At 51.9% G+C, this 12,959-nt stretch carries 3 protein-coding genes; 1 reads left to right on the plus strand and 2 read right to left on the minus strand.

The genetic code is table 11. The features are described from left to right. Positions 1 to 257: 257 nt before the first annotated feature. Both AB1797_03850 and AB1797_03855 read right to left on the minus strand, forming a co-directional pair. Positions 258 to 602 carry a FlgD immunoglobulin-like domain containing protein gene (locus AB1797_03850; GenBank protein ID MEW5766745.1) on the minus strand — a complete coding sequence of 115 codons (345 nt, stop codon included), beginning with the start codon at positions 600 to 602 and terminating at the stop codon, positions 258 to 260. 165 nt (positions 603 to 767) lie between these two features. Continuing rightward, positions 768 to 12,830 (minus strand): hypothetical protein, encoded by a 12,063-nt coding sequence (locus AB1797_03855; GenBank protein MEW5766746.1) that lies wholly within the window; start codon positions 12,828 to 12,830, stop codon positions 768 to 770. Here AB1797_03855 and AB1797_03860 point away from each other — a divergent pair. Further along, entirely contained in the window at positions 12,799 to 12,936 is a 138-nt protein-coding gene (locus AB1797_03860) for a hypothetical protein (GenBank protein MEW5766747.1), read from the plus strand. The two genes, AB1797_03855 and AB1797_03860, sit on opposite strands and share 32 nt — an antisense overlap. Positions 12,937 to 12,959 lie beyond the last annotated feature (23 nt).

Raw genomic sequence — 12,959 nt, forward strand, 5'->3', positions numbered from 1 at the left:
TCAGATTGGGATAAACCTGTCATCCGCATTCCGCCTTCCGCAATCCGCCATCTGCCTTCCGCACTCCGCATTCCGCATTCCGAAATCCGCAATCCGAAATCCGAAATCGGTAGGTTCTCTGAGGTACGGAGAGTTGCTTCTATCCTTACTGTGATCCTTGCTTGGATTATTGCTTTGATTTCCTCCGCATCTTAAGTGACATACTTTACAATGGATAGTGGAGAGGTCTCTACTCTCCACTACTGTGCTCACCTAATCTACTTAAATACTCCAATAGCTTTAACTCCTTCCCGCTCCTCCTGGTCGGATTTCACCTTAACGTCATAGAAATACATACCATTATAGACTAATTTACCTTTATCATCCCGCCCATCCCAGGGGTAACTGATGACAGGACCGGGAACCATCTCCTCTTCCGCCAGGGTCCTGATTATATTACCCTGGAGGTCATAAATCTTAACGGTGACGCTCAACTCATTAGCTTCACCTGTTTCAAACTTGAGCCATGTTGACTCTTCTTTAAGAGGAGAAAAGGGATTTCGATCGACCGTTAGATTATCGGACAGCCTTCTCCTTGGTGTGTCCTGAGTAGCTATAGCCACTTTTAACACCCCCTTTGCTACTTGTCAGGGTCGGTTATTGACCCTCACTACTCAGGTAGATAGGCTGAAGACTGAAGGCTGAAGGCTGTTCCTAAAAGCCTTCCGCCTTTAGTCTATCCACCTGAGCCACTTCTCCTGACCACTGACTAATGACTACTGATTAATTTACTTAACCACCCCAATGGCCTTGGTTACCTCATCGGTCTGATGACCGGACCTGACCCTGATCTGGTAGAGGTAGATGCCGTTTTCAACCAAGTCGCCCCCGTCATCCCGGCCATCCCAGGAATAGGTAATGGTATGGCCTGACCGGGAATCTTCCTCAATCAGGGTCCTGACCAATTCACCGAGGGTATTGTAAATCTTAATCGTGACAATAACTCCGGTATTTTTCACGGTATCAAACTCAATTAGAGCTGTTTCCTCTTTGGGAGAGAAGGGATTGTTGACGACCACTACATGATCTATGAGCTGCTGGGTGGGCGGACTCTCGTCAGTGGCAGCCATCACCGCAAACTTAGTGAAGTGATCAATCCTGCCGGAAACCATATTACCGCCTTCATCTACTTCACTGGCCAACCTGATCCAGTCATAACCATCGTAGAAGAAGATGGCCAGCTCGCCCTCTGAGAGATTCTTCTCCACCAGGGCCAGATCACTGTAAGTTATGATCAACTGAGCGGGTTTATCAAAAGTGAGCACCTCTGATTCAAGATGATCCCCCACCCGGCGTTTGGCCTCAAAGCTATAAGCAATAGCCTTGGGCGATATAGCCGCCTCAGCCGCCGTAAGCTCGACCGGCTTGATGGTAATTTGATGACAGCCTTCAACTCCTCCAGAGGGAACAATAAGTGTAACCCCAATATCTTCCACCTCAGCGGGGATCATCCCGCCGTCTTGGCAAATCTCCTGTTCAATGGCCCCTAATCTATAATTGAGCTTAATCGGTTCACCGCCGGAGAGGATGGTCATCCGGTTGCCAAAGCCATCTATGGCCGTTACCTTTATCTGGTTCTCGCCTAACTTCAAGAGAATGGGGGTCTTGAAATGGACTACCCCATCTCTGGACGGGGCACTGGCGCCTCGATCCATCTGCTTAATGGTTTTGGGCCCTTCATTAACCAGAAGCTCGATATCGTAGACTCCGCTGCCCTTATCAGAGGCCCATCCTTCCAGATATATCTCTTCCACATAGATAAAGTCACCGCTGCCTAATCTCCTGCCCTGACTGTCCGTTAGGACGATCTCCAGTTCAGGCGGAGCCACATCCTCTACCCTGACCACCATATTGTTGCCCACCGGGAATCTGCTCTCATTGCCATTCACATCTATGGCCACGATCTGGTAATTTATCTTGCCAATGAATCCGGCAGAGGTGGTGAGGGTCACAAAATAGTTACCGTTGCCGTCGTTTCTCATCAAGACCGGCGAAACCGGTGAAATACCTTGCGGCGGAGAAGAGGTATAAACCACCTTAACGGTGTCTACCCCAATATTATCAATTACCCTGGCCTTGATCTCGATGGGCTGGCCAGGCACGACATCAACATCTCCCGTAACCTGGGTAATACTTGGCCCGGTGCCGTCAGAGACGTGGATGACTCCTTTTTCTTCAGCCGTTAATCCGGCGGCATCATAAGCCGTCACGGTGTAGCGCAGATCGCCCACATAATCAGGGTGAATAACCAAGTCAGCTTCACCGGCAATAAAGTTCACCGGCGAGATCGGCTCTTTAACCGCAGAAACCGGGGTGTAGGTAAGCTCGGCCTTGACCACCTTAATATTGTCCTCAAAGACCCCCTTTATGGTTACCCGGTCTCCACTCTTGGCCGAGTTGGGGTTACCTTCGGCTAACTCAAGAGCCGGCGGGATATTATCCTTAACTTCCAGATCGTAATATGTGCCGCCGGTCTTAGGCAGCCTGGTCATATTACCGGCCGCATCCTTCACTTCGAGGTAATAGGTAATAATACCGGCTTTGTCTGGGGCGGCTGGGATGGTGGCCTTGCCGCTCATAAAGTCGAGGCTGTGCGGCTGCCCACCGATGGGGGTATAGTAAAGCAGGGCCGAGGTTATCCCGATATTATCCGAGAATTCAGTGGTCTTAACCTCTACCGACCCGCCGGTCTGAGTCGCTAAAGGCACGGCCCCTAAGGTTACCGTGGGCGGATCATTATCCTTCACGCTGATAACAAAGCTGCCGTTCTTGGGTTCACGGGTCTCATTCCCGCCGTCCGAGGCAATGAGATGGTAACGAATCTCACCTACCTTATTTGAAGGTATGGTAATAGTCTCACTGTAGAGATCCTGGATATGTCTCATATTGACCACCGTCGGCTCAATAGCCCCCACCGGAATGTAGTAGAGCTTAAGGCTCTTGATTTCTACATCGTCGGTAGCCACGGCCTCAATGGTCGCCTCTTCACCGGTGGTAGCGCTAAAGCTGCCGGTGGCCTGCTTGATTACCGGCGGCACACCATCGGTCACTTCTATACTACCGCCTTTGGAATCGGAATTTCCAGCCGCATCTTCCACCACCACGGTGTAGTTTATCCGTCCAGTAAAGTCAGGATCGATCGAGACATCCCATCTGCCGCTGCCGGCGGCCAGATCAACCGAGTCAGTCACCTTAGCCACCCCCTTATCCGGGGTGGTGACGTAAGTCAGCTTAGCTGAGGTAACGGCAATATTATCATCAAACTGTCCTTTGATGGTAGCCAACCCGCCGCTTTCGCCTTTAGTTGGATTATCTTCAGAGAGGATCAGTCTCGGTTTATCATTATCCCGCACTGGCAGATTGATCACCCCGCCGGCGGCCGGCAGTCTGGTGCTGTTACCGGCCTCATCAAGGGCCTCCACATAGTAGGTAATCACACCGGCCCGGTCAGAGGCCACCGGAATAACTGCTGAGCCCCGCTTCACATCCAGGCACTCTTCCAGGCCGTCAATCGGTTTGTAGCAGAGCATAGCTGTTTTGACTCCAATATTATCACCCAGGGCCTGAATGTTTATGGTCGCATCCTCACCCGTGGTCGCTTCCCCGGGATTGGTCGGTTCAAGGCTTAAGGCCGGTGGGTCATTATCAGTCACCGTAATAAAGTAAACCCCCTTGTCTGGCTGGCGGGCCGTATTTCCGGCCTTGTCAGCCGCCACAATAAAGTAGCTCATCTGTCCCACGGCATGTGGGGAGACCGGAATCTCTGCCTGGATATGTCCGTCAGCCCCGACCACCAGGTCAAGGCTCTTCTGGGCTTCTCCAATGGGCGTATAAAAGAGGGTGGCTGATTCAATGCAGACATTGTCTATGATCTCGGCCGTAACAGTTACTCCCTCACCCGTCGTGGTCGACATATTACCGGGGGTGACCCCACCGTTTATGGTCGGCCGATCATTATCAAGAACAGTTAGAGTGAAGGCTTCCGCCTTGGGAACCCGAACGACATTACCGGCCCTGTCTTCAGCCTCAACATAGTAAGTAATATCTCCGACTTTATCAGAAGCCGCCGGAATCCTGGCCTGGCCGCTCGAAATATCAACCGATATCCTTCCCCCGCCTATGGGCGTGTAGTAAAGAACCACCGTAGACAGGGCGATGTTGTCCGAGACCTCGCTCAACCGAAGGGTAACATCCTCACCTGTGGTAGTTATCTTGGGATTACTCGGATCCATCGTTACGACCGGTTTGACCTGATCCACCACCTCCAGGATCTTGACCCCGGTAGCCGGCTCTCTGGTGGTATTTCCTTCAGCATCTCTGGCCTCAACATAGTAAATAATCTGGCCGACTTTATCATCAGCCACCGGAATAACGGCGCTGCCGCTCATGAAGTCTAATGACTGTTCCACTTCATCTATGGGTGTGTAATAGAGGTTAGCCATCACCACCCCCACATCATCCGTAATGCTCTTGGCCTTGATGATCACATCTTCACCTGTGCCGGTCTTTTTAGGATTATTCGGATCAAGAATGATCCTGGGCACGGTGCCGTCTAAGACCGTCAGGGTAAACACACCGCTGTGGGGTTTTCTGTTCACATTTCCGGCGGCATCGGCTATGGCGATATAGTAATGAATCACGCCGACCTTATCCTTGGGCACAGGTATAGTGGCGGCTCCGGACATAAAGTTCAGGCATTCTTCCTGGCCATTAATAGGTGTGTAACAGAGCTTAGCCTCTACCACCCCGATGTTATCGGAAAGTTTGGCCTTAATAACTACATCTTCTCCCGCTACCGTGCTATCCAGATTATCGTCGTCAAGAAGCGCCTGCGGGGCCTCATCATCACGGACTGTAATCACATAAGCCCCTTCTATTGGATCTCGGGCCGGATTGCCCTCCGCGTCGGAAGCGGTGATATAATAGGTAATCTCTCCTACCTTGTTATTATCCACCGGGATAAGAGCCCGGCCAAGCCCACCGTCAACCAGGGGCATAGCCGTGATCGTCGGATCAGGTTGATCAATGGGGAGATAATGCACCGTGGCTTCTACCACCTGGATATTATCAGTAAAGATAGCTGAAACAGCGAAGTTATCGCCGGTGGTGGCTCCTCCATCGCCGGTGGCATTGGAAATAACCGGCGGGATGCAGTCCTTGATAAACAGGCTGTATGCTCCGCTGGCCGGTTTTCTGGTGACATTACCTGAGGCGTCAACGGCCTTGACATAGTATTCAATCACGCCCACCCGATCCTCAAGGATAGGGATAACCGCCCGGCCGCTGCTAAAGTCAAAGGTCTGCTCGCCCACCCCATCTATGGGGGAATAGTATAGGTTAACCGAGACAAGTCGATCATTATCCTTAAGGCTGCTGGCCTTAATAGTCACATCTTCAGCCGTGCAAGTCATAGTAGGATTGCTCGGTTCCATAGTAAGCGTTGGAGGATCGTCATCTAAAACGATAATGGTATATACCCCTGAAACTGGCTCGTGGGTTTTATTCCCAGCGGCATCAGTGGCGCAGATATAATAGGTCAGCGAGCCAACATCATCCATCCCTACCGGGATAGTGGCCACACCGGTAGCAAAGTCTAAGAACTGTTCTTCTCCCCTGGGCAGGGTATAATAAAGCCTGGCGGAAGTCACTCTAACGTTGTCGGATACGCTTCCCCGGATGGTCACACTCTCTCCCGTAGTCGTAGAGGTTAAGTTCCGGGTATCCAACTGGATAGTGGGTTTATCATTGTCTGTCACCGTAATCTGATAGGTGCCGGATTCTGGGGCGAGAGTCACATTCTGTTCGGCGTCAATGGCCTTGATGTAGTAAGGGATGACCCCTACCCGATCAATAGCCGGGGTAATAGTGGCCGTATAAGTATTTATCTGCTGGGTCATAACGATCATCTGTTCCGACTTGCCCAGCGGGGTATAGTAGAACTCCACCCGCTCGATGCCCCGGCCATCTCCGGCATCGGTTACTGTAGCCGAGATAGTAATGGGATCGCCTGTAGTAGCAGACATATCCCCGCTGACATTTGAGATTTCAGCCGGAATGACCTGGGTGGAATAGTGGGTTTCGCCATCAGCGGTCAGAGGCACCTCTTCTTCATTGCCAACCTTATCCACGGCTATAGTATAAAACTCGTAGACGGCCTCATCCACCGGCGGATTAAAGAGGAAGGTCCCTTTCTCGCCGGCCAGGGTCAGACCGGAATTGGTCCATTCACCAAAGCCGTTGCCGGGATTTAGCCGGTACCAGAGGGTGGTGGAAGCCACCCCCGAATAATCATCTGTAGCCGCAAAATTGACCTTGACAGGAGCCGCCGTGCCATACGGCGGGGCATAGGCCACTGAGTTTAAGGCCCTGGCATCAATATCAAAGGTATGCAGGCTATTTAGGTCCATTACGTTCCTGGCATTATCCTGGGCGCCGCTCACTTTTATCACGGCTTCGCCAGAGTTGAAATCAGAACGAATAATAGCCGTTCCGATCCAGGTGTTAGACTTGTATGACTTTTGATCCACCATGACCTCGTTCCCGTCCTTGGGGGTAAAGGTCACCCTCGGCCGGGCCGCGTAGTCCATTCCGGACTCGGTCTCGACAAAGTTAATCGTGATGGTAATCACCGAATTGGCCTTAGCCGGTTCAGAATTGACCGTCACCTCCAGCACCCTCGGCTTGACCGTATCTATGGTGAACTTATAGAAGTTATTAGGACTCATCACAAAGCCGGCTTTATCCACTGCCCCGGTGATATTAATGGTCGCCTCGCCGTTAGTGTGGGTCCCCAAGATAGTCGCCTCCCCTTCCCAGACGTTCCCGGCGTAAGTCAGAGGGGTTACCGGCTGAGGCGAACCGCCTTTCGGGCTAAAGGTAACCACCGGCCACTTATTGGAATCATAATTAAGTCCGCTGCCTAAATCCTCAAATTCAACCTGAATCTTGACCGTGCCTTCTTTGGCCGGACTCGGATTAACTGTAACCTTTTTAACTGCCGGCCGGCTGACATCATAGATAGTCCAGGCATCGGCTTCATCTTCACCTATGTCGGGTTCAACCTGGTCATCTCCACCGCCCGGAACCGGTTCGATATTGCCGGCCTTATCAGTGGCCAGGGTGTAGAACTCATAGCGGCCGTCTCCGTCGTTGGGCGTAAAGGCAAATGTCCCCTTTTCTTTGGCTAAGGTAAGTCCGGAATTCTTCCAGGCACCAAAGCCGTAACCGGTGTTAACCCGATACCAAAGGGCGACTGATTCAATGCCGCTTCCCAGATCACCGGCTTCATAGTTCATGTAAATCGGTGCCGAGGTAGAAAATTCCGGTAATGGGGGCTGGGGTGGTGCGGTAGATATGATCTGGGAAACCGGCAAAACCGTATCTATATCAAAGATAAAGGTCTGAGCAGTCAACTCATCCCATGGTTCAAAGTAATTCCCGGCCAGGTCCTTGCCTGGTCCGCTGATCTCAGAGGTAGAAACCATAATCCGGGCTGTGCCGTAATCTTCATCGGTCCGATATAGTTTGGCCGTGCCTTTCCAAGTATTGGCAGAGTAATTTGTCGTAGTTAAGTAGATCTCTCTACCCTGGGGAGTGATAATCCACACCTCAGGCGTATCAGCATAGTCAATCCCGGCATCCTTTTCTGAAAGATTCAGGGTCAACTCAAACCAACCCACGTGGGCGGGGTCAGGATTAATTCGATAGTTTATTACCTGAGGTCCAACCGTGTCTACGACAAAGGCATCCCTGAAGATGGTTTCATTGATCTTGTTGCCGGCCTTATCAAAGGCGTCCCTAATGGTAATCGGGGTTCGGCCGTTCTTATGGGTCTTCTGGATATCAGCCTTACCCACCCAGGTCAGGTTACTGTAAGATACCTGACGAATGACCTCCGGATTCTGATTGAGCGGCGTGAAGACCACATCCGGGCTTTTGGTATAATCCAGGTTACTTCCTGGGGCAAACTTAATGGTCACGGTAATTTGTTTACCACTATCTATCGTGGCGGCGGCTGGATCCGGGGTAACTAATACCTCTTTGGCTATAGGCGGCGTTACATCATAAGCGATAGAAGAATCGCCAATAGTAAGTTCAGTAGGTGTATCCTCCTTATTTCCGGCCACATCCGTAGCCACCGTGGTAAATTCATAAGTCCCGTCTCCATCCATTAGGACAAAGGTAAAGGTATCAGCCGCAGCGGTCTTGCTCAGGGCGGCAGATTTCCACGCCTCAAAGCCTGTGCCGGTATCCACCCGATACCAGAGTTCCACTGAAGAAATCCCGCTTCCATCCACATCGGTTGCTTCATAGCCTATTTGAACGGTGGCTGAAGATGATGCCTCTGGCAGCTTTAGGGTATTGGAGGCAGGCTTGATCGTGTCTATCTTAAAGCTGGCTGAGCTGTTGGGCACAATCATATTCCCGGCCCGATCAGCCGCCCCGGAGATAGTGACCACCGCCTTACCATTATTATGGGTCGAAAGAACCGTTCCGACCCCAATGTAGACGTTGTCCTCAAAGGATTCTTTGGTTACGTCAACCTTATTGCCGCCGGCCGGGGTAAAGGTCACCTTAGGCTCTACCTTGAAATCTAAGCCGGAGTTGGAATCAGAGAACTCTACCTCTATTTTGACCTCACCTGCCTTAGCCGGATCAGGGGTAATGGCGATCTCTTCTACTTTGGGTGGAATGGTATCAATGGTAAAGACATTAGCAAAAGTGGCCTTTTCCATCTCATTCCAGCGGTTATCCCTGGCCCCGTAGACCTCTGCCTTAGCCGGGCCATCGGTGCCGGCCGGGATAACGGCCTCACCTGTAGCGGCCTTATCAGTATATTTGGTTACAGTTACTGGCATAGTGCTGCCATTGGCGCTAACTAAGGTTATGACCGGCAGTTTGGTTAGATCAAGGCCGGAGCCTTCCTCTATAAATTCCACCGCGACCGTGACCGGTCCGGCCTTGGCCGGATCAGGTGAAACCGCGGCTTTCTTGGCTAAGGGCTTGATGGTGTCCGTAGTGGCATCATATATCGTAGCTGCTTCAGCATTGCTCTTGGCCGCCTCCTGGTTGCCGGCCGCGTCAGTGGCCAGGGTGTAGAACTGATATTCTCCCACACCCAGAGGTGGGATAAAGATAAAGCTGCCCAAAGTCCCTTTTTGGGTTAAGCCGGCGTTAGTCCAGGCATTAAATTGTCCAGAACCCGGCATCTTTCGATACCGGTAAAAGAGATTGACGTAATCAACTGAGGTCTGAACGTCAGAGGCCTTAAACGCCACCGGTATACTTGATATAGTCACAAAGGACGGGGCTTCGGTTACCTGTGAGGCAGGCGCTGTGGTATCAATGACAAAGGTTTCTGACTTATCCTGGTTGAGGGTATTGCCGGCCAGGTCCCTGACCAGTTGGACATCTATGGCCGCTGGCCCGTTCTGGTATTCAGGCAGAATCTTGACTTTACCCTTCCAGGTGTTATTAGCGTAGGAGGTCTCGGTGACAGGCACGGTAATCCCGCCGGCGATGATGACGTTCACCACGGGACCGACCGGGTCATCATAATTTAGTCCCCCGACCTCCTTGAAGGTAATGGTGATGTTAACCCAATCAGCCTTAGCCGGATCAGGATTGGCTGTGGCTGTGGTTACCTCTGGTGGCACGGTGTCAATGGTAAATTTATTGTAATATGTCCGCTCAGGCATTACCTGACCGTTAATATCAACCACCTCTTTGATCTTGATGGTGGCCTTACCATTGGCATGACCGGAAAGGACTTGAGCTGTTCCGGTCCAGACATTGTCAAAGTAGATATTCTTGGTTACGGTTACCGGCCCCTGTCCGGCCGGAATAAAGGTGACCACTGGATTGACCTCATTGGGATTGTGCGGCAGATTGCTGCCCTCCTTAAAGGTAACCGTAACGGTAATCAAACCAGCCGGGGCAGGATCAGGACTGACGGCCACAGATTTAACATCCGGTCCGGTTGTATTGTAATCAATCTGCATATCGCCGGCCTGACCATTTACGGGTGCAGGCTCGGCATTGCCGGCCAGGTCTGTTGACTGGGTGTAGAAATCATAAGTCCCATCAGCCGGCGGGCTGAAGATAAAGGTGCCGCTCGTGCCGGTCTTAGTAAGACCTGAATCTATCCAGGAACCATATACCCCGGAACCAGCCGGATCCAGCCGATACCAGAGCCTGGTCGAAGCTATGCCGACTCCACCCGGATCATCGGCCTTAAAATCGACTTCAATTGAGCTTGAGCGAAGGGCGGTTACCTGCGAAGTCGGAGCTACTGTATCAATAACAAAGAAATAGTTACTATTAGCGGTTATCTCATTGCCGGCCTGATCAAAGACTCCAGCCACGGTAATGGTTGTTTGACCATTGGCCATGGTGTTATCAATGGTTGCCTTAGCCACGAGGGTGTTATTTTTGTAAGAGACCAGGGTCAGAGGAATGGGATTCTGGGCCGAGGGGGTAAAGGTCATATTCGGCAGTTGAGCGTAATTCAGCCCCGAACCCCCATCAGAGAGAGAGGCCGTGACCGTGATCTGACCTTCTTTGGCCATGGAGGGATTAATCGTCAGGTTATCTAAGGCCGGCCTGGTCTGGTCAATCAGGAAGACCTGAGTAAAAGAGGCAGTAGTCATCTTGTTACCCATATTATCAACGGCTCCGGAAACAGTAATGGAAACCGGGCCATCCTTCATCTGCTCAGTAATCACGGCGGTGCCGGTCCAGGTATAACCGGTATAACCGATATTCTGGGTTATGGTTACCGGATTACCCTGATAGGGGGTGAAGGTTACCGTAGGCAGGACAGTGTAATTAAGCCCTGAGCCGGCCTCAAGAAAATCAACCGTGATAACCACCGGACCGGCTTTGGCCTTATCCGGTGAGGCGGAGATCTTCATCACCGCGGGCTTGGTCGTATCCGTGGTAACATCATAAATAGTGGTTGAATCAGCCACTGGATTGGTATGGTTGGGCACATCTTCCACATTGCCGGCCTGGTCTACGGCCACGGTGTAGAATTCATAAGTCCCTTCACCATGGTAAGGCACAAAGGCAAAGTTGCCGCTCGTGCCGGTGGCGCTCAGACCGCTGGAAAGCCAGGGGCCAAAGCCTGTGCCGGTATTGACCCGATACCAGAGGGTGGTTTCAGCCACTCCCGAAGTAGCATCCATGGCCTCAAATCTAACGGTAATAGGCGAAGAAGTGGCCGTAGGCGCTGAAGTGGCTGAAGAAGAAGGGGCGGCGTGATCAAAAATCACGCTCACCTTGGCCCCCTGACCTACAATGGCCTCTTCGTTTCCGACCTTATCCACGGCCTGGGTGATAAACTGATAGGTGCCGTCACCCTGCTGAGGCGGATAGATCAGGCTCCCTTTAGCCGTGGTTCCGCTAAGATAAGCATTTTGCCAGTTCCCAGCCGTGCCGAAGCGATAGAAGAGCTTGACTTCAGCTATTCCGCTGGACGGTAAGGGGATGTCCTGGGCCTGGTAATTCAGGCTAATACTGGCGCTGTTTTCAAATTGAGGGCCAGAAGCCGTCGATGATGGGGTAACCACATCAATGACAAAGGCATTATAGTAAGAAGTAGGATTCATCACGGCCCCGTTTAGGTCAGTCGCCCCGAAGACATCAATCCTGGCATAACCGGAGGGATGGGTGGCCACAATATTGGCGGTGCCTTTCCAGATGGAATTTTGATAAGTGCCGGTGGTATAAGTTACCGGGAATTTGTCTATGGAACCGGCCGGGGTAAAGGTCACCGTCGGCAGTTTGGTGTAATCCAGATTCGATCCTTCGGCAAAAGTGACCGTCACCGTGATCTGTCCCTTGCCGGCCGGATTAGGCACAACCTGCACACCGCTGCAAACAGGGCCATTGGCGTTAAAAATGGTGGTTTTCACCCACTCCGGATAGGGGGCCGGATTCTGGCCAGTAGGCACGGCTTCTTTGTTGCCGGCCCCATCAGTAGCTACCGTGTAAAAATCATACTCACCGTCTCCCTCGGCCGGTAGGAAATAGAGGGTGCCGGAAGCGCCGGAACCTTTCACCCCGCTCTTCCGCCAGTCACCGAAGCCGGTGCCCTTATTCACTCGATAGTAGAGAGAAACTTCGACTACTTCTGTCCCCGGGCTTGGGTCATTGGCTATAAAATTTATGGGTATAGGAGAAGTGCTGGTATTGCCCGGGGCAGAAGTAGCCTGAGATGCAGGTAATTGAGTATCTATTATGAAGTTATGAGTATTATCAGGGTCCATTACATTGCCATAATGGTCAGCGGCGCCGCTTATCTCTAAGACGGCCTGGCCATTAGTGTGTGAAGTCAGCACCGTAGCTGTGCCCTTCCAGGTAGTGGTTTTAGCCAGATAATTACCGGTAAAGGGCACCGTGGTCAGGCTTCCCTCTGGCCTGAATGCCACCGCAGGATTGACCGCCGTGTTTATCCCGGCGCCTACATCGGTAAAGTTGATGGTTACCTCGATCTGACCAGCCTTGGCCGGATCAGGAATGATGGTTACGCCCGCGACCTGGGGAGCATATAAATCAATATTAAGACCATAGACCGTTAGGGCATCGGCATCATCTGCCCCCGCATTTGGCACGGCCTCTTGATTGCCGGCCTTATCTACCGAGAGGGTGTAGAATCCGTAAGTCCCTTCGCCATCAGCCGGGCTAAAAGAGAATGTCCCACTGGTATCAGATAAAGTCAGACCGCTGTTTTTCCAGGGGCCATATCCACTGCCGTTATTGAAGATATACCAAAGTTGGGTAGAGGCCACCTCGGAAGCAGGCACGGGGTCTGAGGCCGTAAAGCTGACCGGAATGGGTGAAGATGAGGCCTGGGCCGGACTGGAGGCCTCTGAAGAAGGCGCGGTTACATCATAAATAGTGGTCGCCTTGGGGGCTAA

The sequence above is a fragment of the bacterium genome (genome assembly GCA_040753085.1).
Classification (GTDB): Bacteria; UBA9089; JASEGY01; order JASEGY01; family JASEGY01; genus JASEGY01.